Consider the following 25,050-nt stretch of genomic DNA (forward strand, 5'->3'; position numbering starts at 1 on the left):
CTCAGGCAAACCGCCCAAGCAAGGGAGTATGATGTTCAACGACGTGGTTGTATCAAACTAGCAACTTATTCCGGCAGTATGGAGCGGGGGATGCACATCGGCCGCCCGGTCGCGGGGTCCTCCAGCACGTCGACATCCACGCCAAAGACTTCGGCCAGGCGGTCCTTGGCCAGGGCTGCGCGCACCGCGCCTTCGGCAACGATTCGGCCTGCCTTCATCATGACCACGTGATCGGCGTGCCGCGCCGCCTGGTCCAGGTCGTGCAGAACCGTAACCACGGTCAGGCCATCCTCGTCCACCAGTCGCCGCATCAGGCCCAGCACTTCCATCTGGTGGCGCAGGTCCAGCCACGTCGTCGGCTCGTCCAGCAACAGTACAGGCGCGTCCTGTGCCAGTACCATTGCGATCCAGGCTCGCTGTCGCTGCCCGCCCGACAGTACCTCGACCGGCCGGTCACGCAGCTCCGCCAGGCCGGTCTGTTGCAAGGCCCGGTCCACCGCCTGCTGATCACGGGCCTGCCACGGACTGAACGGTCCACGATGCGGATAGCGGCCCTGCCGCGCAAGCGCCTCGACGCTCAGACCCTCGGGCGGCTCGGCCCCCTGAGCCAACAGGCCCAGCGCCCGGGCGGCCTGCTTGGCTCCGAGAGCAGCAATCGCGCGCCCGTCCAGCAGGACCTGCCCCTGAAGCGGCACCAGTTGCCGTGACAGCGCTTTCAGCAGCGTCGATTTCCCACAACCATTCGGCCCCAGGATCGCGGTGAAACGGGCCTTGGGTAGAGCGACCGACAAGTTCTTCACGATCGGTGACGCACCATAGCCAAGGGTCAGGGCTTCGGCGACGAGACCGGACTGCGCTTCGGTGGTATCAAAGCTCATTGCGACGGCTCCAGAGAAGGTATCCAAAGAATGGCGCACCGATCAGCGCAGTGGCCAGACCAACTGGCACCTGCACCGGCGCAAGCAGTCGGCGGGCGGCCAGATCGGCCACCACCAGCAGGATCGCGCCGCAGACCGCGGCGACCGGGATCAGCCGTGCGTGATTCCGCCCGGTCAAAGCTCGCGCCACATGCGGCGCGGCCAGTCCGACAAAGGCGATCGGTCCCGAGGCGGCCACCGCCGCGCCCGCCAGCAACGCCACGGCGACGATCACCAACCCCCGTACGAGATGCACCCGTTGTCCGACACCGCCCGCCACCCTGTCGCCCAGCGCGATCAGGTCCAGTTCACGGGCCGCCAGCCACAGCGCCAGCGCGCCCGGCAGGCCCCACAGCACAAGCCATTCCAGCTTGACCCAGCGCGCATCCTGCAAGGATCCCGCCGACCATGTGATGGCCCGCTGCACCTCTGCCGCCGGACCGAATGCGGCGATGAAACTCGCCCCGGCCCCGGCCAGTGTGCCTACCCCCACTCCAACAAGGATCAACCGCAGGGACGACGTTCCCGCCCGCCAGGCGAACATCTGGATCGCCAGCGCGGTAACCAGCGCACCGGCGAAACTGACGACGGGCAGAACGCTCTCGGGGAGGCTGGCAACTTCGACGATCACGATCATCGCGGCACCGGCCAGTGCCGCAACCGGCAGGATGCGCCGGTAATCCGCCCCGACCGAAAGGCGCACCATAGCCCGACAAAGCTCAGCGGCCCCGCCAGCGCCGCGGCCGCTCCTGCCAGTGCAACTACCAGCGTGGCCGAGGCCAGCCGCCACAGGGTCTGCGCCTGCCCGATGCTCTGCGCCACCTCGGCCCCGAGACTCAGCGCCGTCACCTGCCCCGACAGGACCAGCGCCAGCCCCATCGGAAAGGCCACGTAGGGTACCAGAGGCAGAACCACATCGAGCGTCCGGCCGTGCAGGCTGCCGACCGTCCACTGCCGCACCACGTCCTGTGTCTGCGTATCCAGCACGAGGATCGCGGCGGTCAGTGCGCCGATGAAACTCGCCACGATCACGCCTGCGAGGATCAGGCGCACGGGGCTCCTCGCTCCCGAACGGCCTGCCGACCCCAGCGCCAGCACCAGTGCCGCCGCCAGCGCCGCGCCGAGAAAGGCCAGCCAGACCAGCGCCGCCATCGCGTCGATACCCAGGAAGGCGATACCGCAGACAACGGCAAAGGCCGCGCCCGCGTTCACGCCAAGAAGTCCCGGATCGGCCAGCGGATTGCCCGTCATACCCTGGATGATCGCGCCGGCCACGGCCAGCGCCGCGCCGGTCAGCAGCCCGGCCAGCAGACGCGGCAGGCGCACTTCCTGCATCACAAGGTTCGCGCGGTCGGACCCGTCGGCGATCAGGGCCTTATACGCCTCCGACCACCCCATATCCGACGCGCCCACGGTCAACGCCCAGAGCGACAAAGCCAACAACGCCAACGCGCCGGGCAGCAGTATCGACCAAAGCCGGAGCTTCAAGGCGTGCCGATCAGGTATCGCTCAACGTCGTCCAGAACCGCGTTTGCCGCATCCAGCCCACTGAACTCCATCCAGTGGGCATGATCCACGCGATAGGCACGCCCCTCCTCCACCGCCGGCAGCATCTGCCACAACGGGTTGCCCGTCACTTCCTCGAACCGACCATCGCTGTCGGAGTCGTTGGTGCCGCCGACAATGTAGAACAACACGTCACCATCCAGAGCAGCCAGTTCCTCGAGGTCGGGACGCTTCATCGACAGGCTGGGGTCTTCCGTGGTCTCGTATGCACTGCGTTGCACACCGAGTTCCCGCAAAAGCGCGAAGGGCGCATAGGTCACCGGGGCATCCATGTAGACCTGGAAATCCCAGGATGTGATCCGCACCACCGACAGGGTCCGGTCCCGGGGCACCCGCGTGCGCAGGTCCGCCATCCGTGCCTCGAAATCGGCAAGCTTGGCCTCGACGGCGGCCGCAGATGCCTTGTCCCCCAACGGCGCAAGCAGGCGATAGAAACCTCGCCAGTCAAGATTGGTATAAAGCAGGGTTGGCGCAAGCTGGCTGGCCATCGGATGAATGCCCGACGCCATGCTATCGGACCCAGCAAACCCCAGGATCAAATCCGGCTGCAAAGCCACGATCGCCTCCATGCTGGGCTCGGTCACGGCGCCTATGCTAGTCACACCCGCCCGCTCGGCGCGCGCCTTCAATGTCTCGTCACTCATCAGGTCCAGCGGCGCGCCAACGACCTGCAACCCGGCATCCAGCGGCGCGCCAACGACCTGCAACCCGGCATCCAGCGCCACGCCCAGTCCGAAACTCGGGTCCAGCACCACGACCCGCTCCGGTACCGCGTCAAGGCACAGATCCCCGCCGTAGATCGCCGGGTCCTCGACCGCGACACCCTCACAGGCCACGGCGCTGCCGACCGAAAGAAACAGGGCGGCAATAACCAAGGATGGGAAACGCATGCAGACTCCGGAATGAGGTAAATGTCTGGCTTCGGGCAAGGCCTGCACGCGTGGCTGAACGCATGCTGCGAAGAATTACACGGGATGTCAACCTGACGAACCCGGCAAGCTGAACCCGCGCGTTCGCTTGTCTAACGTAAACAGCGATGCTGTTGAATAGCTTTTTCAGAAACAGCTAGGGCACTGAAATTTTCAGTAACTCTGGCCCGCCCAGGCCATGTTGCACATATGATTGAGGCCCGAATAGGCGGGCGTTATCGTTTCATTTCAGGTGGCCATGCGGTCTTCGGCATAGGTATCGCCTCACAGAGTGCGCAGGGCCCGCATAACGTCAAAACCCTTAATCGTGGCGCAGGCCGATTTACCGCGCTCTCATACACCAGCGCATGTATTATTTTACTCCGGCCTGCCCATCATCAGGCGGAGCGGCTCATAAACCATCACGTCGCGGCCTTCCTGGTTGCGAACAGTGTTTCGTGTTCGCACCAATCCGCGGTCGCCCTTGCTTTCTTGCCTGACCTCAAGAATTTCAATCTCTACGTCCAGTGTATCACCGGCCTGAACCGGCCCCTTGATGTCGAGCGAGGACAACCCGAGAAAGGCCAGCCCCGTTTCCTGGGCCGTGGCATTGAGCGAAAGCGCCTCAGCGACAGAGAAAACCAATGCACCGGGTGACGGCTCACCTTTTATGGCGCTTTCGGTACGCCGATACTCGGCATTGGTGAACAAGATCTCAATCATCCCGGCCAGACCGACAAAGGTGCTGATATCGGCCGAAGTGATCGTCCGGCCATAGGTTAGAAATCGCTCCCCAGGGCGCAATTCCTGCCAATAGAAACCGCGCCCCAAACGTGTCGGTGTCGTTGTCATACCTGATCCCCATACTTGTTCTGAATCTCCAGGATACGAACCGCCCTTTTCAGATGCGGCATGTCGATCATTTGGCCATCAATATTGACTGCGCCCATGTCAGGGTTCTCCTCGAAGGCATGAACGATCCGCCTGGACAGCTCGATTTCTACGCGCGTTGGCAGGAAACAGCGGTTGATAACCGGCACCTGCGCTGGATGGATGGCCATCTTGCCCGTGAAGCCATCGCGACGGGCAGCATGGCATTCGGCCTCCAACCCCTCCAGATCACGTATCGCCGTCCAAACTGTATCAATCGGCTGGCAACCCGCGCGCGAGGCGCCAGCAAGCATCAGGTTGCGCGCGAGCTCAAAAGGCCCGGTCAACATACCTGCCTCATCACGGCTGCTCGCGCTGCCCAGATCGGCCGAAAGGTCCTCGGCCCCCCAAGCCATACCATAAAGTGTCTTTTCCAACCCGGCGTAATCGCCAAGACCAAAAATCGAACCCGCAGTTTCCGTCGCAATCGCAAGAACAGGGGGGCAATCCCCGCCGGTAAGCCGAACAAGTTCACGGACTGTACCTCCATTCTCCGATTTGGGCAGAACCAGGCCATCGGCACGCCCCATCAGCGCCACTTTGACATCTTGCTCACAATGCTCGCTGTGAACGGGGTTCACGCGCACCCAGACCTGGGAAGTGCGATCAATGCTTGTAAGCGCCTCGGCGACAACCTCGCGCGCCTCTACCTTGCTCTGAGGCGAGACGGAATCTTCGAGATCCAGTATCACAGCATCGGCACCGGCCTGCGCGGCCTTGGCCATCATATCTGCACGGTTTCCAGGAACGAAAAGCCAGGACCGCATCACGTTTCCTCGCATTGCACACGCGCCTGCATGAGCGCCGCCCGACGGCATGAAGCAACAAGTGTGTTATCCTGATTGTAGGCACGGTGCTCAAATTCGACGATTCCCTGGCCGGCGCGGGACTTTGATACGCGCACCGAAATCACCTCGGTCTCCACACGAAGACTGTCGCCATGAAAGACCGGGGAAGGGAAAGTTACGTTTGTCATCCCGAGATTGCCGACAGTGGTGCCCAATGTCGTTTCGTGAACCGAAATCCCGATCATGATACCCAGCGTCAGAAGCGAGTTTACCAGCGGCTGACCCCATTCACTTCGGGATGCAAAATCCCGGTCGATATGAAGCGGTTGCGGGTTCATTGTTTGCGTGGAAAAGGCGATGTTGTCGGCTTCGGTCACGGTCCGCGTGATAGCATGCCGGATGATCTGCCCTTCCTCGAATTCTTCAAGCCAAAGTCCCGCCATGTCAGGCCCCTTTCACACTTTCGTGTCCGCGAACCACACCACGCGATACCATCGACTGGGCCTCTTGATCGCCATAGCCCAACTCGCCCAACAGCTGTAGGCTGTTTTCGCCCAGCAATGGGGCCCGCCGGTCGCGCGTGACCTCGGCACCATGTGTCCGCACCGGCTGAGGAACCGAACGTGCCCGGTCCAAGGTGTCGTCGGTTGCATCGAAGAATCCGACAGCCTGGAGGTGAGGATCTCTAAGCAGGTCCTCCAATGAACTGACGCGCGAATGAGGCACGTCCAAACGCTCAAAGGTAGCAACCCATTCATCCGTCGTGCGTTCCGGCATCGCCAGGGAAAGGATCTCGTACATGTCGCATGCATGACTGGAGCGCGTCGAATCGTTTTGAAACCACTTCTGCTCCAGGATATCCTCGCGGCCAATCTCTGTGAAAGTCCGGCGCCAATGAGCCTCGGTATATGGCAGAACCGCTATCCACCCATCAGAGCTGCGAAACGGACGGCGGTGACGATTGAGAAGCCTTTGATACCCTGGCTTGGCCGTATCATTGAAGGTAGCAGCCGCCAAATGTTCGGTCATCACAAACGAGCTCATGACCTCGAACATCGGGACCTCGATCTCCACACCAAGACCGGTCTGGGCCTTACTGTAAAGTGCGGCTGAAATTGCGTTTGCAGCATAAAGCGCCGCAATCTTGTCGGCGATCACCCCGGGTACGTATGCCGGGTCCGCACCTGTATAGGTCGGAAGCCGCGCGATACCCGAAGCGGCCTGAATGACGTCATCATAGGCCGGCCGGTCAGCATAGGGGCCGTCACTTCCAAAACCGATTGCCGAGCAATAAATGAGGCCTGGATTGATCTTGCGCAGGGTCTCGGCGTCAAGCCCGAGACGGGCAATCGCCTTCATTCGCATGTTGTGCAAGAAAACATCTGCCCCGGCAATCAGGCGGCGGATAATCTCGCGGCCTTCATCCGTCTTGAGATCGACCGACAGGCTCTGTTTGTTCCGGTTGCAGTTCACGAACATCGAACTTTCGCCCGAGGCCGAACGCGGCTCGACTTGGCGGGCAAGGTCCCCATTGGGTGCCTCAATCTTTATAACCTCCGCTCCGTAGTCGGCCAGAACTTGCCCGGCCATCGGCCCGAGAACAATGGTTGAGAGTTCGACAACACGAACACCTTTCAAAAGATTCAGCACACCAGCCTCCTTGCCTTAGTGGACGGCGGCAAGGATGCCGCCGTCATTCTCTGGTTGAGATCAGTTTCCTTCTGCGCGCAACGTCTCTACCTGCTCGCGGAAGGCAGACAGTGTGTCGCTGCCCTTCTTGCCACGGCTGTCGAGAGTCTCGGCCCATTCCTGCGCGACGCTTTCAAAAGATGCGCCCAATTCGGCAGTTTCCTCGTCAGAAAGCTTGAATACAGTCGCCCCTTTCTCGGACAACTCTGCTGCCAGTTCTTTCTCGGCCTCGTCAAAGGCGGAACAGGCGCTTTCGGTCACTTCCTGGCCGACACGAGTAAGCACGTCCTGAATATCCTCGGGAAGGCTGTTCCACTTTGCCTCGGAAATCGAATAGGTAATACCCACGGTGCCGAAATTGGCGTTCTCGGTCGCTGAGCCGACAATCTGATCGAGACCATAAGAAAACGTCGACGTGAACGGCAACAACGCGCCGTCGATCGTTCCCTTGGTCATTGCGTCAAAGATTTCCGGCGGGGTCATCCTCACCGGCGCCGCACCGGCCGATTGCAAAGACAACTCCATGGCGCCGGGGTTAGAACGCATCTTCATGCCCTCGAAATCACCAAGCGATTCCACACCCGCGCGCTTGGAAAAAATGGCCTGGTAGGGAGACAGGGCAACATTATAGAGAACCCGGATTCCATTCGGCTGGAATTCAAGCTTGTCCAGCATACCACCCGGCTGCACCAGGTTGCGGAAGGCAAGCGAGCCCTCGCAAGACGAGCTGATTTCCCCCGGCAATTCGACGACACCCCCCAACGGCATCTTCTCGGACACATACGAGGGCACGATATAGCCGATGTCGGCAATACCGGCCTGCGTGATCGAAAGGATGTCCTTGGCCTTGGCCAACTGTTGGGCCGGGTAGTGCTCGAAAGCCACCCGGTCGCCAAGCTCTTCCTTCACACGTTCCATGAACACATCAGTCGTGTTTTGCGTGATAATGTGATCAGCCGGCAGGCTGTCCGCAATCTTCAGCGTAACCTCCTGGGCAAGTGCCGGGCTCATCGCTGTCGCCGCGCAGAACGCGATCGTGGTCGTCTTGAGTTTCATGATCTTTCTCCTCCTTGGATCATTGTGTGCAATTCTTTCAACAGTCGACGCGAGCACCTTCGCCGTAGGGCGGCGCATAGCAGATCAGGACACGCACCGGCGTCTCGCCGATAGCAGTGAACGTGTGAGGCATATCAGCCGCGAAAAAGCAGCTCTCCCCGGCCCCGATTTCCTGTTCATAATCGCCTATCGTCACGCGGGCCCGGCCTTCCAGCATCCAGCAGAACTGATCGATTCCCGGATGAAAGTGCGGCGTCGCTCCTTGCCCGGGTTCGATGCGACCGATCAAAACTTCCATTTGCGTGGCGCCGGTCTCCGGCGAGACAAGTCGGCGGTTCACGGTCCCTGTATGCCCGCTCGGCGCATAAGGCTGCGCCTTGTCTTCGGTCATGAAGAAGACAGAGGGGTCGAGGTCTGAGGCTTTGGTCATGGTCATAGCGTTCCTTCCGCTCAGTTGCTGATCGTTCCAGGCAGCCACAACACCAGTTGCGGGAAGGCCACCAGAAGCGCGATAATGATGAGATGCGTGAGCACATGCGGGGCGACCCCGCGGAAAATTTCCGCAAGCGGCCTTTCGGCATAGCGCGCCACCACGAAGATGTTCATTCCAAGCGGCGGTGTGATCATCCCCACTTCTGCGGATACGACGACAAGCACACCAAACCACACCGGATCAAAACCCAAGGTCATGATCGCAGGCACCATGACGGGGACAGTCAGGATCAGAATTGCCAGCTGATCCATGAAGCACCCCAATACGAGATAGAAAAGGATGATACCTGCCATCACGACATAAGGGGAAACCTCAAGCGTGGTGATCCAATTGACAAACTCCGGCGTGATCTGCCCAAGCGTCAAAACATACCCGAAGATATGCGCGCCAATGATGATCAGGAATATCATGCAGGTCGCCCGAACCGCGCGGGAAAGCGCGCCCCAGGTACTCGCCCAGGTGAGGGTCCGGAACGCCGCCGCGATCACGAAGGCGCCGAATGCACCCAGCCCCGCCGCCTCTGTGGGCGTTGCCACACCAAGGTAGATTGAGCCGGTGACACATGCCAACAGGATCAGCATTGGGCCAATTTCGCGGAAGGCATAGATCTTGTCCCGCAAAGGCCATGGCTGGGCCGTCGGGGCAATGGAAGGGTCGCGAAGGATCAATATGTAGATTGTCGCGATAATGCCGATCGTCACCAGGACACCGGGAATGATACCACCGATCAGCAACGAGGCGATGTTCACCTCAACGATAATGCCATAGAGAACCAGGGCGATTGACGGCGGGATAAGCATCGCGAGCGTGCCGGAAACCGCAACGACACCAGCAGAGAATTTAGCCTCATAGCCGGCGCGCCCCATGGCCGGTATCGACGTCGAGGACAGCGCCGCGGCCGCCGCGGTCGAAGAGCCGGAAATCGCCCCGAAACCCGCCCCGGCAAGCGCTGTTGCCACGGCAAGGCCGCCCGGCAAACGCCCAACCCATATGGTGATGGCCTTGAACATGCGATCGGCGATTCCACTGACGATCACGAACTCGGCCATCAGTATGAACAAGGGCACCGCAATCAGTTCATACCCGTTCGTGGTAGATAGCGGCGTGGTCGACAAAACCGAAAGGGCGCTGTTGAAGCCGACAATATAGATCATGCCAAGCATCCCCGTGAAGGCCAGCGCCAACCCGACCGGAACGCCAATGATCAACAGGAAAAGAAGTCCTAGAACGACGAGAAGGGATGTCATACAGCGTCCTCCTGATGCTCGGAATGTTCGGGCATGGAGGGATGAACCCCCGATTTGACAGATTGAATGGCCAAAGCGAGACGGGCGAGACAAACGACAACCATCGCCAGCGACCCCGCCGGCACCAGCACATAGCTGAGCCATGCGGGCCAGGGCACGATACTCGCGATCCTCTCACCGTTGGCAAAGCTCGACCACGCACGGTCCCATGAAACCCAGACCAGCAACACAAAGATGAAAAGACCGATCAGGGCACCCGCGATATCGGTCAGGGCGCGTGGCCGGGCAGGTAATTTCAAAACGAGCAGATCAACTGCCAGGTGTTCGTCATGCCAATAGGTCGGACCGACCCCGAAAAAGAACAGCGCAGGCGTCAGGTAAAGGACCACGACATCATGCGCAAAGAACAGCGGCTTTCCGATTCCATAACGAAGGGACACATCCGCCACCACCAACAGCGTCAGAGAGGCGAGCGCGACAACCGCTACCAAGCTGAACCCTGTGTCCACAGCCTGCATGAACCTGCGCATCACGACGCCCCCCCGCTGACATCGACCTGCGCACGGATTGCATCAATCGTACGACCAAGTGCCGCGGCGATTTCTTCATGACGGCCTTCCATGCGATAGTTGGGGCCAGCCACCGACAGCCCAAGCTTCCTGCCCGCCACGTCCAAAAGCATTCCAACGCCGGACACTTCCGGCGTGAACTCGGTGGCGTTCAGAAACCAACCGCGCTGGCGGCTTTCCGTGATCGTGCGGAAAAGTTCATCCGGATCGGTAATCGAGGTGCTGCTGGCCTTGGAATAGTCCATTGCCGCGAGTTCGGACTTCAACTCATCATCACGCAATGAGGACAAGATCGCCTTTCCTGCGGAGATGGCGTAGAGCGGGCGGCGCTCACCGGCACTCGCGGAGTATCGGACCCCTTTCTCGGAAACCAATGCATCAAGGTAAATGGCTTCGCTGCCGTCTCGCGCGGCAAGCAATACCGTCTCCCCTGTCTCAGATCGCAGATCTGCCATATGATGGCGCGCCATCTGCAGGACCGGGTCACCTTCAACGATGCGCCGGTTAACATCGAACATCCGACGCGTCGGATAAAAGCCCCCGCGACGGCGAATTTCAAACAAATAGCCGTGCTCCCTCAACGTACTGACCAAGTTGCTGGTGCTCGACATTGGCAGCGACAGCCGTGACGACAGATGGGTCAGCGTCGCTGGCGCCTGTTCCTCTGAGAAAAACTCAAAGAAACGCAGCACATTCTCGACTTGTCTCACCGACATGTCACTCCTCCCTTATCTCTTGGCCCCCTCCGAGCCAATGTATACTTCATATATCTGAAGAATCATTCTCATATATGAAGTAAATGAGGTAGGAGGTGCTGTCAATGCTTGGGAGCACTCCATAATAAATATAATAATATCAAATATTTAATGAATATTCTCTTCAAGGCAGTCATCACCGGCTCTGTTGCAAAGCTTTTCTCGTGGCGTCATTTCCGTGATGAGATCGTGCTTTGGGCGGTACGCTGGTATTACCGCTATCGGGTCTGCTCTCGTGACCTCTAAGAGATGATGGCATAGCGCGGCCACCGCGCCGACCACTCGACGATTTGCCACTGGGTTCAACACCATGCCCCGAGGTCGAAAAGCGGACGCGATGGCAGTGGCGCCGCCCGAGATCTGACAGCCGTCGGATGGATGAAAGCTATATCAAGCTGCGCGGGAAATCGGCCTGCGCCACGATCAAGGGTTTGATGTTATGCGGGCACTGCGCACTCTGTGAAGCGATACCCATGCCCGAAGACCGTATGGCCACCTGAAATGAAACGATAAAACCCGCCTATTCGGGCCTCAATCATATGTGCAACAGGGCCGATATTGACAGGCCCAATCTATTCCAGCGACCCGGATACGGCGGCCCCCGGCCAGGCAAGCGCACAGCGGATCCGTCCCGCGACCGTCGGGCATGAACAGTTGATAATCTTTTCCGATGCGAATAATCTGCGCGAAGCAAGGCAATGCCCAGCCAAAACCTATCAATGGCGGAGCGATGTCCTTTCACCCCAGAATGTATGCTGCTGTCCGCGGCTTCGATCCGCTGGACGAGATGCGCTGCCTGCGGTTCGACGACATGGTCGTCGACTATTGGCGTGTGCAAGGACAGTCCCGGGCCACCGGGCGGTATGTCTCGATGTACCCGCGCCTTGTTCTTGTCCTCGATGACCGTGCACTGTCGCTCTCACGCGGGAAAGACGCCGCATCCAGCGCCGCCGCCGCGTGCTACATTCCGGCCGGTGTGCAGGTCTGGGCCAGCCTCGACGAACCCGGCGAGCTCAAACACATCGACATTCACTTTTCGATGCCGCGCTTCAAGGCGCTTGCAGAGACCGACGCGCCCATCGACCGTATGATGGTTTTCCCGTCGCTCGGGCCGCTGGCCCCGTTGGTACGCGTCCTTCAGGACGAATGCCTGTCGATCCGCCCCTCCCTGTCCCGCGTCGACAGGCTGATCAGCGCCATGATTCAAGAGATGTGCCTGATCGACCGTGCCGGCCTTGGCGATGGCGACAAGGGGGATGCCTGGCTCCATGCCATGCGCGCCTATGTCTTCGAACGAATGGAACATCGGATCGCGGTGGATGATCTGGCCGCATTGTCCGGCCTGTCCCGAACGCATTTCAACCGCATCTTTCGCAAACGCACGGCCATGTCGCCGCACAGCTGGGTCACAGGGATCAAGATCGATTACGCCAAGCGCCTCCTGTGCTGCGGACTACCCCTTGCCGAGGTGACGAACGTGACCGGGTTTGCCGACCAGGCCCACTTTTCCCGCAGTTTCAAGCAGGGAACCGGCCAATCGCCGGGGGCGTGGGCCCGGGCGAATGCGCCCGCGCAGGATGGTCCGATTATTCAAGACAATCCTTCCTGATAGTTTTAATCGGGTATCCTGAAAACACTCTGTGCGCTCCATCTTCTCCGACCGGGTCGATGGGTGACTCACCGTGACATCTGTAGAGAAGGGTGCCGATATGGCCGAAACGACAAACCGCCACCGTGGCATGGCCAGGCTCAGCAGCGCAGCGCTGATGCTGCTGGGGACCGCTGCGGTTTCCACCGCCCAGCCCGCCGATGAGACGCTTGATCTCGGGACGATCACCCTGCGCAACCAGGAAGACGCCACCGGCCCCGTGGGCGAGGACAAGAATCCGCCCACCGTCACCGGCAGCAAGGTGCCGCTCACCGTGAACGAGATACCCCAGTCGGTCTCGGTTCTCGGGCGCGAAAAGATCGAGCGTTTCGGCGCAGACCGCGTCAGCGAGGCCCTGCGCTATTCCGCCGGTGTAACGGCGGACGTGTTCGGCGACGACAACGACTATGACTGGCTGCGAATCCGAGGCTTTCAGGCCGACCAGACCGGGATCTATCTCGACAACGCACAGAACCTCTCGTTCGCCTTCGGCTCCTTCTTCATCGACCCCTACACGCTGGAACGGGTCGAGGTCCTGCGGGGCGCGTCCTCGGCTCTTTACGGCGGCTCGAACCCGGGCGGCATCGTCAACTATGTGTCCAAGCGCCCGGGCGGTCGAATCCGCGAACTGACATTCGGCGTCAACGACGCGACCGCCGGCTGGGTCGAGTTCGACTACGGCGACGACATCGGCGACTCAAGTTCGTATCGCCTGACCGGGCGGCTCGAAGGCGGCGACAAGTACGACGCGTTCAATGACGGTGTGCGTGGCACCTTCGCCCCGTCCTATCGGTTCAAGACCGATGGCGGCACCGAGGTGACGCTGCTGGCCAACATCCACATCGCCGACGAACACCACAACGGCAGCACGTTCCTGCCTTATCAGGGCACGGTCGTGCCGACCCCGCAATTTGGCTATATTGATCCCGACGCGAACTTCTCGGACCCCGACTGGGACAAGTACGAGCGGCGGCAAGCCTCCTTTTCTGCCATCGTGGAACGCGAACTCGACAACGGCTTTACCTTCACCGGCATAGGGCGCCTAGGGTACGCGGATGTCCACGAGCGCTACTACTATCCGTTCGGGTACAACGGCTTTGCCACCACCCCGAGCGACCCGCAGGGCACGCTCAGCCTCGTAGCTTTCGAACACGACACGCAGGTCTACACCGCCCAGACCGATCTGCGCTACTACGGAACGGTCTCCTCCGGACCGGTCGACCACGACCTTCTCTTCGGCCTTGACGCCAGGTACTACGAGATCGACGAAATCCAGGCCTCGGGGTCTGGCAGCAACACCGTGGTCAACCCGACGGCCCCCGGAACGCCGGTCATCGGCGCGCCCTACCAGGATGCCACGACCACCCAGCGTCAGATCGGTTTCTACGTGCAGGATCAGATGCGCTGGGGCAGTGGATGGATCGGTACGCTCAACCTGCGGCATGACTTCGTTGAAACCAAGCAGCGTGGCTCGACCAACTTCAGCCGCAGCGACAGCGAAACCTCCGGGCGCGTGGCCATCGCGTACGAGGCCGCATCCGGCTTCACGCCTTACCTGTCCTACTCGACATTCTTCAACCCGCTGATCGCATCGCCCGCCGCCGGCGTGACCCGCCCGGAAACCGGCGACCAGGTCGAGCTCGGGTTCAAATGGGCGCCGCTGGACGGCAACTTCTCGTTGACCGGCGCGGCGTTCCAGATTGATCGCGAAGGGGTCGTCGTCGGTGTCGCGCCGACGCAGACACAGCTGGGCGAGGTGCGCTCGCGCGGCCTCGAATTCGAAGCGGAATACGACTTCGGCAACGGGCTTTACCTGCAGGCCGCCGCAAGTTTCATCGACGCGGAAATCCGCAAGGACGCGAACCCGGCCCTTATCGGCACGACGCCGACGCTCATTCCCGAGACCGAGCTGTCGCTCTTTGCCAGCTACAATTTCACAGGTCCGCTTGACGGTCTGAAAGTTGGGGCCGGCGCGCGCCACCAAGGCGAAAGCTATGCCGACGCGGCCAATACGTTCAAGGTGTCCAGCGCAACCCTCTACGACGTTTTCGCAACCTACCAGGTACGCGACGGACTCGAAGCCAACCTCGCGGTCACCAATATCGGCGACAAGCGCTACGTCACCGGTTGCCAGGATCTCTATACCTGCTCCTACGGCTCCGGGCGCGAGATCAGCTTTTCGGTCACCTCTCGCTTCTGAGAACTAGAACTAAACCCGAAGCATGGAGATGCGGCAGCGATGCCGCATCTTTCTTCATTCCGCCCTCGGGCAAAGGTCACATTCCGGCGGAGAGGACAGGTTCTGCCGGTTCCAGCGGTACGACCATGGGCGTCCCCGTCACCGGATCGGGAATAACCCGTGCCTCCAGATCGAAAGCCGTAAGGAGGTTGTCCGGCGTCAAGACCTGCTCGGACGCGCCCGAAGCGACCACCCGTCCGTTCGCCAACAGCACCAAGTTGTCCGAATAGCGGGCCGCAAGGTTCAGATCGTGAAGCACGCTGATGATCGTTTGCCCGGACTGCCGGTTCTGTCGCCGCAGCAGGGCCAGAACGTCCATTTGGTGCGTCAGGTCCAGATAGGTCGTCGGCTCGTCCAAGAGCAGGCAAGGCGTCTGCTGCGCCAGCACAAGGCTCAGCCACGCCCGCTGGCGCTGTCCGCCCGACAGTTCCGACAGTTCCCGGTCGGCCAGCCCGGTCATGCCGACCGCCTCCAATGCCGTCTCGCAGGCTGTCTTGTCCGCCTCGTTCCACGGGCTCAGGAACGTGCGCCACGGAATCCTCCCCCGCATCACGAGGTCCGACACCCTGATGCCTTCCGGCGCCCGCAATGTCTGCGGCAGGATCGCCAGTTGCCGGGCCAGGCGCTTGGGCGGAATACGGTTGATGTCCTCGCCGTTCAGCGTCACCCGGCCGGACCCCGGCGGCATCAGCCGAGCCAGAGCGCGCAGCAACGTGGATTTCCCGCATCCGTTCGGACCGATGATCGCCGTGACGCGCCCGCCGGGCAGCTCCAGGTCCAGGTCGCGGATGACGGACACATCGTCATAGGACAGGCTCAGCGCCTCGGTTCTCAGCATCACAAGTCTCCTTGTTCCATTTCCCGGGACAGCCGCCACAGCAGGTAGGGCGCACCCAGAAGACCGGTCGCGACACCTGCGGGCAATTGCAGGCCGGGTACGGCCACGCGCGCCACTAGGTCCGACAACACCAGCACCAGCGCCCCAGCCCCTGCCCCCGAGACCATGCGCCCCGCTGAGGTTCGGGCAGCCGTCAGACGCATTCCCAGGGGCCCGGCCATCAGCGCCACGAACGGCACCGGCCCCGCCACGGCCACACCCGTGGCGGCCAGCAACACGCCTGTTGCCGAGAGCCGCCACCGGGCGGCCTCGGGTCTCTGCCCCAGCCCTGCCGCCAGCCCGTCGCCCAGTTCCAGCGCCGACAGGATCCGCGCCTGCCCGAGGGCCAGCGACACGAGCACCGCCCCGATGCCCAAGACTTGCGCGACATGGCTCCAATCGCGCGCCGCGAGCGAACCCGTCAACCAGCGCTGCGCCTCGGAGGCGGTCGTCCCCGGCAATATCGTCATCAGGAAGGTCGACACCGCCGTCGCCGTGAAACCCGCACCGATTCCGATCAGGATGATCGTCAACACCGGCGTCCCTCCGCCTCCGCGATAGGCCAGCCCCCCGATCACCAGCGCCATCGCCACGCCGCCAAGCGCCGCCATCACCGCGGTCGGCATCGCGATGCCGAATGCAATGCCGGCGATAATCGCCAATCCCGCACCGGCGTTGAATCCAAGGATATCCGGGGACGCCAGCGGGTTCCGAAAGAGCATCTGGAAAAGTGCTCCCGACATGCCCAGCACCGCCCCCGCGCCCAGCGCGGTCGCCACCCGTGGCCCCCGGATCGTGTCCAGGATCAGCGCCCCGGGCCCCTCGCCTGTCACCAAGCCGGACCACAGCACACCGGGGCTCGCATCCACCTGGCCGGTCAAGAGCGCCGTGATCGTGGCGAGAAAGATCAGAAGAGACAGTGGCAAGTACCCCTTCATGCCATCGCACCCGGTCTCAGCCTACGCGCGACCCAGATGAACACCGGCCCCCCGATCATCGCGACAACGATTCCGGCGCGCACCTCTCCGCTGTTCAGAACCAGCCGTCCCAGCGTGTCCGCCAGCGTCAGGGTCAGGGCGCCATAGGCCGCCGACACCGCCAGGCGCGGCCGCAGCGCGTATCCTGTCGACATCCGTGCCAGGTGCGGCGCCATCAGGCCCAGGAAGGCGATCGGCCCGGCAATCGCCACCGCAGCCCCCGTCGCCAAAGTGACAACTGTCAACGCCCCGGCCTGCGCTCTCAATAGCCGGGTTCCAAGGCCCCGCGCCAAGTCGGAACCAAGCGACAGCGCCTCGATCAGCGGTGCGATGGCAAACGCGAGAACCGCAGCCAGCCCGATAACCAGCGTCATTTCCACGACCGGCCTGTAGGCCGCGTCTGTCAGGGAGCCGGCCACCCAAAACCGCAGTACATCCAGCGAATCCTGCCGGACCAAGACAATCGCCGTGACCAGGGATAACAGCAGCGCGTTCAGGGCGGCCCCCGCGAGTGTCAGGCGTACCGGTCCGGAATCCCCCCGGAAGCCGCCGCCCAAGGCAAACACCGCCAGCGCCGCCAGCGCGGCCCCCGGAAAGGCGAACAATGCAACCGCCGCCTGGTCCGACCTTCCGAAAAGCGTGACCCCGACAATGAGCGCAAAGGCGGCACCCGCGTTGATCCCCAGAATGCCCGGATCGGCCAGCGGGTTGCGGGTCAGCGATTGCATGACCGTCCCGGCGATGCCCAGTGCCGCACCCGCCGCAAGGCCCGCCAACGTGCGCGGCAGCCGGATCGCTGCGATCGTCACGTGGGCCGGGTCGCGCGGATCGTATCCAAGCAACGCCTCCAGGAACACGCCGGGCGCAACCGGCCTGACACCAATGCCCAGCGACATGGCCACGGCCCCGATCAGAAGACAGGCAAGAAGCAGGCCGCGCATCAGCGCACCAGCCCCGCCTTCAGCGCCGAGGGCACGACCGTTTCAGGTCTCCCGTCGAGCGCCAGCTCGACCTCCCCGACCAAGCGTTCGAGCGCATAGGGCAGCGACAGTGCGCTGCCGAAGGACAACGCACCGGAGACCAGGTGATCGGCAAAGACCTCCCGCCCTTCCTGCTCGGCGCGCAGGGTTCTCCGCATCGGAAGCCGGGCAATTTCCCTTGCCCCGCCGATGGATGAAATCCAAAGCAGGAGATCCGCATCAATCGGCGAGATATCTTCTGGCGAAAACGTGGTGTAGAATCCGTCTGCAGCCGCCGTGTCGCGCAGCTTTTCCGGCATCCGGAACCCAAGGTCATGCAGAAACCGCGCCCGGTTGTCCTGAGCCATGAAGGCGCCGGTCTCGCTGCCGTTCTGCCAGGCCGCGGCCGCTGTCTTGCCCTGCCAATCCGGGTGCGCTGCCCCTACGCTCTCGAACTGGCCTTCGACGTCCCCGATCAACGCCTCGGCCTGCTGCGCCTTGCCCAACGCGCGCGCGATGCGCCTGGTATCGGTCTGCCAAGGCGTGCCAAAGACCGGGTCGTCGGGCCCCTGCATCAGCACAGGCGCGATCTCACTCAGCAACGCGTACTCGGCCCGTGAAATACCCGACCCGATGGCGACGATCAGATCGGGCGACAGCCCCGCGACAAGCTCCATCGAGACCTCGCCGGTCAGAACGGTCGGCTCCGCGTGGCCCAGTCGCTCGTGCGCCCATGGCCAAACGGCATGCGGCTGGTCTCCGAACCAGTAACGCACCGCCAGAGGCACCACCCCGAGTGCAAGCAACGGGTCCTGAGTGGTGTATCCCAAAGACACAACCCGTTCCGCCGGACGCTCAAGAACCGTTTCACCCCACACATGAGGAATTCTGATCGCCTGCTGTGCTGTCGCGACGTGCGGCGCCAACAAAGCCGCAAAGCTTCCGAGAATAAAACTACGGCGTGTGGTGCCGAAAGGACTCTTGGTGAACGGAATCATGACAGGAAATCGAAACCCCATAGTATCAGTCTTTCAAGCGCGAGAAACGGCTTTGGGAGCGGTGCTGCGGGTTTCAGGTGACAGCCTGATGCCTAGTATTCACCAGTGCCGCAAGCTTATCCAACGATCTGTCGTCCTACAAGTGTCGTCGTCCGGAAAGCTTTGTCACATTAACACGGGCCTGTTGGAGGCGTTAGAGATTCTGAGTAGTTGCTGCGCATGAGCACCATCTTCAGCTACAAGCGCCACCGGTTTCCACCAGAGACCATCGCGTACGCGATTTGGCTGTACGTCCGTTTCAACCTCTCCCTCCGCGAGATCGAGGAAATGTTCCTGGAGCGCGGCATCGACATTTCCTACTAAACGATCCGACGTCGGGGGGTGAAGTTCGCGCCGCAGATGCCCCAACCGCACGGCGCGCACAACGGCAAGGCCCCTTACGAAACTCTCGGAGACAAGCTACAATATCAACGCAAGTGTCCTTCGCCTCTGTCTAGGTTACACTCACAAATGCGTATCACGACAGGCACAAGGGGATGGCCCCGCTGCCGGCATGCCAGCCTTGCAACACGCCGCAAGGCCCGACACGAGCCATCAGAGCCTACGATTGACGATGACGGAGACAAAAACATGTCAGATGGTGGAAAACTGAGCGGTAAAACCGCCCTCGTTACCGGGGCCTCGTCCGGGCTTGGACGGCATTTCGCAGAGATCCTGGCACGCGAGGGGGCCGAGGTCACGGTCGCGGCCCGCCGGACGGAGAAGCTGGAAGAACTTGCCGCCAAAATCCATCAGGCCGGCGGCATGGCAAGGGCCTTACCGCTTGATGTTACAGACCCAGACAGCATTCACACAGCGATGGAGCGCCCAGCCTTCGACATCGTGGTGAACAACGCCGGCATCACCCATGACGGCCCGGCGTTGGAAACCTCGCCCGCAGACTGGGACCGCGTGATCAATACCGACCTGACCGGCGTCTTCCGGGTTGCGCAGGCCGCGGCAAAACGCATGGTCGATGAAGGCCGCGGCGGCAGTATCATCAACATTGCCTCGATACTTGGTCTGCGCGTCGCCGGTAACGTCTCTGCTTACGCGACGGCGAAAGCCGGGGTCGTGCAGATGACAAAAAGCCTCGCACTCGAATGGGCGCGGCATGGCGTCCGGGTCAACGCCCTCTGCCCGGGTTACATCGAGACCGACCTGAACCGCGCGTTCTTTGCCTCCGACGTGGGGCAGGCCTTGATCAAGCGTGTGCCACAGCGTCGGCTTGGCCGGATGTCGGACCTTGACGGCCCCCTTCTTTTGCTGGCCTCCGACGACAGCGCTTTCATGACCGGCACCGAAGTCGTGGTCGATGGCGGCCATCTGGTATCATCGCTTTAGGACGGACCCCATGGATTTTACAATCTCCCCCCGCATCGAAGATTTCAGGGCGCGTATCGCTCGATTTGTCGAGGACGAGCTGCTGCCCCTGGAAGAGGACCGAACAAATTTCGACCCGCACGAAAACATCCGCCTCGACGTTCTTGAAGCTCTGCGCGAAAAGGCCCGCGCCGAGGGCTTGTGGTGCCTGCAACTGAAAGAAGAGACCGGCGGCCAGGGCTTCGGCAAGGTCGGCATGGCAGTGTGCTACGAAGAGATGAACCGCTCCATTTTCGGGCCGGTCGTGTTCAACTCGGCCGCGCCGGACGACGGCAACATGATGGTTCTGGAACAGGTGGCCACCGACCCCCAGAAAAAGCGCTGGCTGCAACCCATCGTCCAAGGCAATGTGCGCTCGGCCTTCGTCATGACCGAACCGCACCCCGGTTCGGGCTCCGATCCGGGCGGCATGATGCTGACCACCGCCCAAAAGAAGAACGACCGCTACATCGTCCGCGGCCGCAAGTGGTTCATCACCGGCGCCGAGGAATCCGATCACTTCATTCTGGTCGCGCGTACCTCGGACGACCCGCGCAAGGGGCTGACGGCCTTCCTGCACGGCAAGGACGAACCCGGCTTCCGGATCGAGCGGCGCATCCCGATCATGGGCCCGGAAGAACATGGCGGGCATTGCGAGATCGTCTACGAGGACATGGAGATTCCGGCCGAGAACGTGCTGATGGAGGAAGGGGACGGGCTGAAGCTGACCCAGATTCGCCTCGGGCCGGCGCGGCTGACGCATTGCATGCGCTGGCTGGGGCTGGCCAAGCGCTGCGTCGAGATTGCCAACACCTATGCCCACGAGCGCTTTGCCTTCGGCGAGCGCCTGTCGGACCGCGAAAGCATCAAGCTGATGCTGGGTGACCTGGCCATGCAGATCGAGGTAGGGCGCATTCTGGTGATGAAGGCGGCCTGGGCCCTCGATCAGGGCAGCTTTGCGCGAAAAGAAGTGTCGATGGCCAAGGTCCATGTCGCGAACCTTCTGCACCAGGCCGCCGATACCGCGATCCAGATCAACGGCGCGCGCGGCTATTCCAAGGATACCGTGCTGGAATGGATCTATCGCTACGCTCGGCAGGCCCGGCTGGTCGATGGCGCGGACGAGGTTCACAAGATGGTTCTCGAACGCACGCTTGCCAAAGAGGGCCGCGACTTCTGGAAATGGGAGCCGGGGCCTGAACGCCAGCCGCCCCTCATGACATGACCGGCAAAAAGGATACCCACCCGAAATGACCACGGATATCGACTTCGACCCGGCCCGCCTCGAGACCTTTCTCGCCCGCCGGTTCGGCACGGCGGGCGACATGACGCTCGAACGCATATCGGGCGGCCAATCCAACCCGACCTACTTTCTCACCTATGGCTCGCGTGACATGGTACTTCGCAAGCAGCCGAACGGGCCAATCCTAAAGGGCGCCCACGCGGTTGACCGGGAATTCCGCGTCCTGAATGCACTGTATCCTGCCGGGGTTCCGGTTCCGCGCCCCGTGCTGTTTCACGAAGAGACGGATGTCCTCGGCACACCCTTCTACCTGATGGAACGGGTCGAAGGCCGGGTTTTCACCGATTGCTCGCTGTCCGAGGCCAACCCGGCCGAGCGTCGGGAACTCTGGATGGGGCTTGCTGATGCACTTGCGGCAATGCACAAGATCCGGCCCGACGAGGTCGGCCTTGGGGATTTCGGACGGCCCGGCAATTACTTCGAGCGCCAGATCGCCCGGTGGAGCCGTCAATGGGAGGAAAGCCCCGGCGACCCGATCCCCGATCTTGACCGGCTTGCGGCCTGGCTACGTGCAAACATGCCCGAGGACGATGGCGCCGTCAGTATCGCACACGGCGATTTTCGCATGGGCAACGTCATCTTTCACCCCACCGAGCCGCGCGTCGCCGCGATCCTTGACTGGGAACTTTCGACGCTCGGTCATCCATTGGCGGATCTCGGGTTCTGCGTGTTGCCGTGGCATACCGCGCCCGATGAGTACGGCGGTATCCTTGGGCTTGATCACAAAGCGCTCCGGCTGCCCTCGGAACAGGAATTCGTCGAACGCTACATGCGGAATGCCCCGGAAACACCGCCCCTCCTGCCTTTTCACAAGGCCTTTGCGCTGTTCCGCTTCTCGGTGATCTGGGTCGGCATCGCCGACCGTGTCCGCCTTGGAACCGCCGCCGGTTCCGACGTGGAACAGCACGGCGCCATGGCGCGCAAGCTCGCTCGTCGGGGGGTCGAAGTGATCGAGGGATAGCCCCTTGGATTTGCCAGTCGTCACTTTAATTCACGGTGATCCGCCAACCCGCCTAAACCGACATCAGGGCGCAAGAAACCCGCCGCATGAGGGTTCAAACCTTCGCCTGTTCGATCACCACCCGATGAACGTGACAGAACCTGAAGCGTTCCGCCTTTAACCTGAGCCCCCTGCGAAAGGCGGGACGTGTGCAACGATCGGGGTTTGGGCTGCATAGCGCGACACCCCGTGATTCAGGTTTATCGCGAAACGCTTTATTGGATTTTTCAGTGAAAAAATGTGAAGAATCACATAGCGTGTATCAACGAGGTGTCTCGCACCAGCAGCCGATCTGCCGCATGGCGACCCGCCTTCAAGGCATGATCAAGACTTGTAGGTTGCGTTTTGGATCGCTGCGGCGCATCTCACTGTAATCGCCACTTTAGAGATGGATTATCCGATTTCGGTGTACTATGGTATGCCGAAACTTCAGAAAGCGTGGAATCATGGCTGAAAACACTCCTGACATTATTTATACCAAGGTCGACGAAGCCCCCGAACTGGCCTCGGCCTCCCTTCTTCCGATCATCGAAAGCTTTGCCAAGGCGGCGGGCGTCAGCGTTGGGACCAAGGATATTTCCCTTGCCGGGCGCATCATCGCCACCTTCCCCGAGGTTCTGACCGAGGAACAGCGCCAGTCGGATGACCTTGCTGAACTTGGCAAGCTGGTGAAGACGCCGGATGCAAACGTGATCAAACTGCCCAATATCTCGGCCTCGGTGCCGCAGTTGGTCGAAGCGATCGAGGAACTGCAAGGCCAAGGCTATGCCCTGCCCGATTACCCATATGAGCCGGCCAACGACGAAGAAAAGGCCATTCAGGCCAAGTACGACACGATCAAAGGCTCGGCCGTGAACCCGGTTCTGCGCGAAGGCAACTCGGATCGTCGCGCGGCGGCGGCCGTCAAGAAATACGCCCAGAACAACCCGCACCGCATGGGGGATTGGAGCGCCGACAGCAAGACGCGCGTCGCCTCGATGTCGGGCGGTGATTTCTTCTCGAACGAAGTGTCGGCAACGCTGGACGGGGAAGCGACCGCCAAGATCGTTCTGGAAGGCGCGGGCGGCGAAACCGTATTGAAAGACGGGGTGTCCTACCCGGCGGGCACCGTGGTGGATGCCACTTACATGAGCGCCAAGGCGCTGGATGCCTTCCTTGCCGAAGAGATCGAAAAGACCAAGCAAGAGGGTGTTTTGTTCTCGCTCCACATGAAGGCAACGATGATGAAGGTCAGCGACCCGATCATCTTTGGCCATGCGGTGAAAGAATTCCTCAAGCCCGTCTTCGACAAATACGGCGACGAGATGAAAGCCGCAGGTGTGAACCCCAATTCGGGGCTTGCCGCGCTGTTGGACCGTGTGGAAGACAAGTCCGAGATCAAGGCCGAGATCGAAAAGGTCATGGCCGAGCGTCCGCCGATGTACATGGTGGATAGCGACAAGGGTATCACCAACCTGCATGTACCGTCGGACGTGATTATCGATGCCTCGATGCCTGCGCTGATCAAGGCAGGCGGCAAGGGCTGGGGCCCGGATGATGCGCAGCACGATACCAACTGTGTGATCCCCGATAACTCCTACGCGCCGGTCTATGACGAGGCGATCGAGTTCTTCAAAGAGAAAGGCAAGATGGACCCGGCCACCGCAGGCACGGTGCAAAACATCGGCCTGATGGCGCAAAAAGCCGAAGAATACGGCAGCCACCCCACCACCTTCGAGATCCCGGAAGACGGGGTCGTGAAGATGGTTCTGGACGATGGCACCGTGTTGCACGAGCACAAGGTCGAAGCCGGGGATATCTGGCGGTCGGCCAGCGCCCGCAAGGCCCCGATAGAAGACTGGGTAAACCTTGCGATTGATCGTCAGAAGGCCACCGGCTACCGCGCGATTTTCTGGCTGGATAAAGATCGTGCGCATGACGCGGAACTGATCAAATACGTCAAGCCCATCCTTGAGGCGAAGGGCGTGGCCGACAAGTTCGAGATCATGACCCCGCGTGAAGCGACCCGTGCATCGCTTGAAACCATCACCAAGGGCGAAAACACCATCGCCATCACCGGCAACGTGTTGCGCGATTACCTGACCGACCTCTTCCCGATCCTCGAACTGGCCACATCGGCCAAGATGCTGTCGATCGTGAAGCTGATGAATGGCGGCGGGTTGTTCGAAACCGGCGCCGGTGGCTCGGCCCCCAAACACGTCGACCAGTTGATGGAAGAAAACCACCTGCGCTGGGATAGTCTGGGTGAATTCTGTGCACTGGGGGAAAGCTTCAAGTTCCTTGCCGATCAGAAGGACAACGCCAAGGCGCGCGTCCTGGGCACTGCGGTTGAGGTGGCAACGCAGGGCGTGCTGGATCATGGCCGCAGCCCCTCGCGCAAGGTAGGTGAGCCCGACAACCGCGACAGCCACTATTGGTTCGCTCGTTACTGGGCCGAGGCACTGGCCGGGCAAAGCGACGATTCCGATCTGGCCGCGCATTTCGCGCCGATTGCCAAGGCGCTTGCCGATAAGGAAAGCGAGATCGTGTCGGAACTGGCCGCGGCGCAAGGCAAACCTGCCGATCTGGGCGGCTACTACCACGGTGACCCGGCCAAGGTGTCCTCGGTCATGCGGCCATCGGCAACGCTGAACAGCATCATCGGCTAAGGTGTTTCGGGCCGGGTAAACCCCGGCCCACTGCCATGAAAAAACGCCCGGGGTTTTTGGCCCCGGGCGTTTTCTTTTGAAT

At 61.5% G+C, this 25,050-nt stretch carries 23 protein-coding genes and 2 pseudogenes; 8 read left to right on the plus strand and 17 right to left on the minus strand.

Features of this window, described 5'->3' with window-relative positions; all coding sequences use genetic code 11:
* Nucleotides 1-65 precede the first annotated feature (65 nt).
* From RBB32_RS13080 to RBB32_RS13140, 13 genes are all read right to left on the minus strand, one after another.
* Nucleotides 66-878 carry an ABC transporter ATP-binding protein gene (locus RBB32_RS13080; RefSeq protein ID WP_306153163.1) on the minus strand — a complete coding sequence of 271 codons (813 nt, stop codon included), beginning with the start codon at nt 876-878 and terminating at the stop codon, nt 66-68.
* On the minus strand, nt 868-1,623 hold the full coding sequence (locus RBB32_RS13085; protein WP_306153165.1) for an iron ABC transporter permease: 756 nt from the start codon (nt 1,621-1,623) through the stop codon (nt 868-870). The genes RBB32_RS13080 and RBB32_RS13085 overlap by 11 nt, the downstream gene beginning before the upstream one ends.
* Nucleotides 1,551-2,405, minus strand: coding sequence for an iron ABC transporter permease (locus tag RBB32_RS13090; protein ID WP_306153167.1), 855 nt, complete (start codon nt 2,403-2,405; stop codon nt 1,551-1,553). The genes RBB32_RS13085 and RBB32_RS13090 overlap by 73 nt, the downstream gene beginning before the upstream one ends.
* Nucleotides 2,402-3,373 (minus strand): iron-siderophore ABC transporter substrate-binding protein, encoded by a 972-nt coding sequence (locus RBB32_RS13095; protein WP_306153168.1) that lies wholly within the window; start codon nt 3,371-3,373, stop codon nt 2,402-2,404. Before RBB32_RS13095 ends, RBB32_RS13090 begins: the two co-directional genes overlap by 4 nt.
* A gap of 396 nt (nt 3,374-3,769) precedes the next feature.
* Nucleotides 3,770-4,243 carry a MaoC/PaaZ C-terminal domain-containing protein gene (locus tag RBB32_RS13100; protein ID WP_306153169.1) on the minus strand — a complete coding sequence of 158 codons (474 nt, stop codon included), beginning with the start codon at nt 4,241-4,243 and terminating at the stop codon, nt 3,770-3,772.
* Nucleotides 4,240-5,088 carry a CoA ester lyase gene (locus RBB32_RS13105; protein WP_306153170.1) on the minus strand — a complete coding sequence of 283 codons (849 nt, stop codon included), beginning with the start codon at nt 5,086-5,088 and terminating at the stop codon, nt 4,240-4,242. The genes RBB32_RS13100 and RBB32_RS13105 overlap by 4 nt, the downstream gene beginning before the upstream one ends.
* Nucleotides 5,088-5,552, minus strand: coding sequence for a MaoC family dehydratase (locus RBB32_RS13110; RefSeq protein WP_306153171.1), 465 nt, complete (start codon nt 5,550-5,552; stop codon nt 5,088-5,090). The genes RBB32_RS13105 and RBB32_RS13110 overlap by 1 nt, the downstream gene beginning before the upstream one ends.
* Before the next feature lies 1 nt (nt 5,553).
* Nucleotides 5,554-6,759 (minus strand): CaiB/BaiF CoA-transferase family protein, encoded by a 1,206-nt coding sequence (locus RBB32_RS13115; protein ID WP_306153173.1) that lies wholly within the window; start codon nt 6,757-6,759, stop codon nt 5,554-5,556.
* A 60-nt stretch (nt 6,760-6,819) separates the two neighbouring features.
* On the minus strand, nt 6,820-7,854 hold the full coding sequence (gene dctP, locus RBB32_RS13120) for a TRAP transporter substrate-binding protein DctP (protein WP_306153175.1): 1,035 nt from the start codon (nt 7,852-7,854) through the stop codon (nt 6,820-6,822).
* Between the two features lie 37 nt (nt 7,855-7,891).
* A complete protein-coding gene (locus RBB32_RS13125) occupies nt 7,892-8,290 on the minus strand; it encodes a cupin domain-containing protein (RefSeq protein WP_306153177.1) in 399 nt (132 codons plus the stop codon).
* Between the two features lie 14 nt (nt 8,291-8,304).
* The gene (locus RBB32_RS13130; protein WP_306153179.1) at nt 8,305-9,594 is read right to left on the minus strand and encodes a TRAP transporter large permease; all 1,290 of its coding nucleotides are present in this window, start codon (nt 9,592-9,594) and stop codon (nt 8,305-8,307) included.
* On the minus strand, nt 9,591-10,124 hold the full coding sequence (locus RBB32_RS13135) for a TRAP transporter small permease (protein WP_306153181.1): 534 nt from the start codon (nt 10,122-10,124) through the stop codon (nt 9,591-9,593). Before RBB32_RS13135 ends, RBB32_RS13130 begins: the two co-directional genes overlap by 4 nt.
* Nucleotides 10,124-10,879: an IclR family transcriptional regulator gene (locus RBB32_RS13140; protein WP_306153183.1), complete on the minus strand. Its 756-nt coding sequence runs from the start codon at nt 10,877-10,879 to the stop codon at nt 10,124-10,126. Before RBB32_RS13140 ends, RBB32_RS13135 begins: the two co-directional genes overlap by 1 nt.
* 150 nt (nt 10,880-11,029) lie before the next feature.
* On the opposite strand from RBB32_RS13140, the pseudogene RBB32_RS13145 reads away from it, so the two are divergent.
* The 3 genes and pseudogenes from RBB32_RS13145 to RBB32_RS13155 form a co-directional block, all read left to right on the plus strand.
* Nucleotides 11,030-11,325, plus strand: a pseudogene (locus RBB32_RS13145) (hypothetical protein); the annotation flags it as partial.
* A gap of 341 nt (nt 11,326-11,666) precedes the next feature.
* Nucleotides 11,667-12,527, plus strand: coding sequence for an AraC family transcriptional regulator (locus tag RBB32_RS13150; RefSeq protein ID WP_306153186.1), 861 nt, complete (start codon nt 11,667-11,669; stop codon nt 12,525-12,527).
* Between the two features lie 100 nt (nt 12,528-12,627).
* A complete protein-coding gene (locus RBB32_RS13155; protein WP_306153188.1) occupies nt 12,628-14,766 on the plus strand; it encodes a TonB-dependent siderophore receptor in 2,139 nt (712 codons plus the stop codon).
* Nucleotides 14,767-14,842: 76 nt separating this feature from the next.
* On the opposite strand, the gene RBB32_RS13160 is transcribed toward RBB32_RS13155, so the two are convergent.
* Genes RBB32_RS13160 through RBB32_RS13175 form a run of 4 tightly spaced genes read right to left on the minus strand, consistent with a single transcriptional unit; the run spans nt 14,843 to nt 18,637 of the window.
* A complete protein-coding gene (locus RBB32_RS13160; RefSeq protein ID WP_306153190.1) occupies nt 14,843-15,643 on the minus strand; it encodes an ABC transporter ATP-binding protein in 801 nt (266 codons plus the stop codon).
* Nucleotides 15,643-16,608 carry an iron chelate uptake ABC transporter family permease subunit gene (locus tag RBB32_RS13165; protein ID WP_306153192.1) on the minus strand — a complete coding sequence of 322 codons (966 nt, stop codon included), beginning with the start codon at nt 16,606-16,608 and terminating at the stop codon, nt 15,643-15,645. Before RBB32_RS13165 ends, RBB32_RS13160 begins: the two co-directional genes overlap by 1 nt.
* Nucleotides 16,609-16,616: 8 nt before the next feature.
* Nucleotides 16,617-17,600, minus strand: coding sequence for an iron ABC transporter permease (locus tag RBB32_RS13170; protein ID WP_306153194.1), 984 nt, complete (start codon nt 17,598-17,600; stop codon nt 16,617-16,619).
* On the minus strand, nt 17,600-18,637 hold the full coding sequence (locus tag RBB32_RS13175; RefSeq protein WP_371931058.1) for an ABC transporter substrate-binding protein: 1,038 nt from the start codon (nt 18,635-18,637) through the stop codon (nt 17,600-17,602). The genes RBB32_RS13170 and RBB32_RS13175 overlap by 1 nt, the downstream gene beginning before the upstream one ends.
* Before the next feature lie 198 nt (nt 18,638-18,835).
* Here RBB32_RS13175 and RBB32_RS13180 point away from each other — a divergent pair.
* The 5 genes and pseudogenes from RBB32_RS13180 to RBB32_RS13200 all read left to right on the plus strand — a co-directional run.
* Nucleotides 18,836-18,976, plus strand: a pseudogene (locus tag RBB32_RS13180) (IS6 family transposase); the annotation flags it as partial.
* Between the two features lie 270 nt (nt 18,977-19,246).
* Nucleotides 19,247-19,999 (plus strand): SDR family NAD(P)-dependent oxidoreductase, encoded by a 753-nt coding sequence (locus tag RBB32_RS13185; RefSeq protein ID WP_306153198.1) that lies wholly within the window; start codon nt 19,247-19,249, stop codon nt 19,997-19,999.
* Nucleotides 20,000-20,009: 10 nt separating this feature from the next.
* Nucleotides 20,010-21,242 carry an acyl-CoA dehydrogenase family protein gene (locus RBB32_RS13190; RefSeq protein WP_306153200.1) on the plus strand — a complete coding sequence of 411 codons (1,233 nt, stop codon included), beginning with the start codon at nt 20,010-20,012 and terminating at the stop codon, nt 21,240-21,242.
* A gap of 25 nt (nt 21,243-21,267) precedes the next feature.
* Nucleotides 21,268-22,281, plus strand: coding sequence for a phosphotransferase family protein (locus tag RBB32_RS13195; RefSeq protein ID WP_306153202.1), 1,014 nt, complete (start codon nt 21,268-21,270; stop codon nt 22,279-22,281).
* Nucleotides 22,282-22,766: 485 nt separating this feature from the next.
* Nucleotides 22,767-24,968, plus strand: a complete 2,202-nt coding sequence (locus RBB32_RS13200) for an NADP-dependent isocitrate dehydrogenase (RefSeq protein ID WP_306153204.1) — start codon at nt 22,767-22,769, stop codon at nt 24,966-24,968.
* Nucleotides 24,969-25,050: the final 82 nt, after the last annotated feature.

It is taken from the genome of Roseovarius sp. MMSF_3281, assembly GCF_030733685.1.
In the GTDB taxonomy this organism is placed as follows: Bacteria; Pseudomonadota; Alphaproteobacteria; order Rhodobacterales; family Rhodobacteraceae; genus Roseovarius.

Coding starts and splice junctions, on each gene's coding strand:
- RBB32_RS13085 (WP_306153165.1), bottom strand. CDS start 1,623: ATGGTGCGCCTTTCGGTCGGGGCGGATTACCGGCGCATCCTGCCGGTT.
- RBB32_RS13150 (WP_306153186.1), top strand. CDS start 11,667: ATGTATGCTGCTGTCCGCGGCTTCGATCCGCTGGACGAGATGCGCTGC.
- RBB32_RS13095 (WP_306153168.1), bottom strand. CDS start 3,373: ATGCGTTTCCCATCCTTGGTTATTGCCGCCCTGTTTCTTTCGGTCGGC.
- RBB32_RS13100 (WP_306153169.1), bottom strand. CDS start 4,243: ATGACAACGACACCGACACGTTTGGGGCGCGGTTTCTATTGGCAGGAA.
- RBB32_RS13160 (WP_306153190.1), bottom strand. CDS start 15,643: ATGCTGAGAACCGAGGCGCTGAGCCTGTCCTATGACGATGTGTCCGTC.
- RBB32_RS13110 (WP_306153171.1), bottom strand. CDS start 5,552: ATGGCGGGACTTTGGCTTGAAGAATTCGAGGAAGGGCAGATCATCCGG.
- RBB32_RS13125 (WP_306153177.1), bottom strand. CDS start 8,290: ATGACCATGACCAAAGCCTCAGACCTCGACCCCTCTGTCTTCTTCATG.
- RBB32_RS13185 (WP_306153198.1), top strand. CDS start 19,247: ATGTCAGATGGTGGAAAACTGAGCGGTAAAACCGCCCTCGTTACCGGG.
- RBB32_RS13080 (WP_306153163.1), bottom strand. CDS start 878: ATGAGCTTTGATACCACCGAAGCGCAGTCCGGTCTCGTCGCCGAAGCC.
- RBB32_RS13140 (WP_306153183.1), bottom strand. CDS start 10,879: ATGTCGGTGAGACAAGTCGAGAATGTGCTGCGTTTCTTTGAGTTTTTC.
- RBB32_RS13130 (WP_306153179.1), bottom strand. CDS start 9,594: ATGACATCCCTTCTCGTCGTTCTAGGACTTCTTTTCCTGTTGATCATT.
- RBB32_RS13170 (WP_306153194.1), bottom strand. CDS start 17,600: ATGCGCGGCCTGCTTCTTGCCTGTCTTCTGATCGGGGCCGTGGCCATG.
- dctP (WP_306153175.1), bottom strand. CDS start 7,854: ATGAAACTCAAGACGACCACGATCGCGTTCTGCGCGGCGACAGCGATG.
- RBB32_RS13190 (WP_306153200.1), top strand. CDS start 20,010: ATGGATTTTACAATCTCCCCCCGCATCGAAGATTTCAGGGCGCGTATC.
- RBB32_RS13195 (WP_306153202.1), top strand. CDS start 21,268: ATGACCACGGATATCGACTTCGACCCGGCCCGCCTCGAGACCTTTCTC.
- RBB32_RS13105 (WP_306153170.1), bottom strand. CDS start 5,088: ATGCGGTCCTGGCTTTTCGTTCCTGGAAACCGTGCAGATATGATGGCC.
- RBB32_RS13135 (WP_306153181.1), bottom strand. CDS start 10,124: ATGCGCAGGTTCATGCAGGCTGTGGACACAGGGTTCAGCTTGGTAGCG.
- RBB32_RS13175 (WP_371931058.1), bottom strand. CDS start 18,637: ATGGGGTTTCGATTTCCTGTCATGATTCCGTTCACCAAGAGTCCTTTC.
- RBB32_RS13200 (WP_306153204.1), top strand. CDS start 22,767: ATGGCTGAAAACACTCCTGACATTATTTATACCAAGGTCGACGAAGCC.
- RBB32_RS13155 (WP_306153188.1), top strand. CDS start 12,628: ATGGCCGAAACGACAAACCGCCACCGTGGCATGGCCAGGCTCAGCAGC.